We start from the raw sequence: 852 nt of genomic DNA, 5'->3' as shown, positions 1-852 counted from the left end.
GTGCCCGCGCACGTGCCGGGTGGGCGTGAACGCGGCGTGCGCCGACTGGGGAACGTGGCCCACGGTTCCGCGCAGCACCACCCTGCCGTGCACCTGAGCCCCGGGAGGGAGCAGGCCGCAGCAGGCGTCGGCGAGGGTCGACTTCCCGGCCCCCGACTCGCCGACGATCGCCAGGACGTCGCCCGCGCGTACCGCCACCGTGACGTCCGCCAGCACGGTGCGCGGGCGACCGTCGGGGCTGGGCATCTGAACCGTGAGCCCGTCGACTCTGAGCGCCGGCCCGGGCGCGGTCTCCGACACGGCCCGGGGGTCGGAGAGGGTGAGGACCTCGTCGTCGTCATGCCGGTGTCTCGGCAACGGTGACCACCCGCGGGGACCACGCCGGCCGGCGGGGGCGAGCAGCGCCATGGCCACGGTCACCACGATCAGCGCGGCGGACGGGAAGGCCAGCGCCCACCAGCGACCCAGCAGCAGATCTTCGCGGGACAGGGCGATGAGGGTCCCCAGGCTCGCTTCTTCGGGCGGCACCCCGATGCCGAGGAACGACAGGGTGGACTCGTGCCACACGGCGTGGGGGAGCATCACCACCACCGCCAGCGCCGCCTGCCCGGCGACGGCCGGGAGCACATGGTGGCGCACCAGCCGGGCGGGGGAGAACCCGGCCACCCGCGAGGCGGCCACGTACCCGGAGGCCATGACCTTCTGCGTCTCCGCGCGCACGATCCGCGCCACCGGGGGCCAGTGGGTCACTGCCAGGGCCAGCACGAGGGCGGTGATCGACCCACGGAACAACGCGACCACCACGACCGTCGCCAACAGGTGCGGGACCGCGGCCACGGCGTCGGTCACGCG

Annotated in this window: 1 protein-coding gene; it reads right to left on the bottom strand. The window is 74.9% G+C overall.

The genetic code is table 11. From position 1 onward, the window contains the following. A partial coding sequence (locus IY392_RS18570) for an ABC transporter permease (protein WP_194862018.1) occupies positions 1-852 on the bottom strand: 852 nt, incomplete at both ends.

The organism is Dietzia sp. SYD-A1 (genome assembly GCF_015356725.1).
Lineage (GTDB): Bacteria > Actinomycetota > Actinomycetes > Mycobacteriales > Mycobacteriaceae > Dietzia.
Note: the sequence above shows the minus strand (reverse complement) of the source record. Positions and strands in the feature narration are given on the sequence as shown.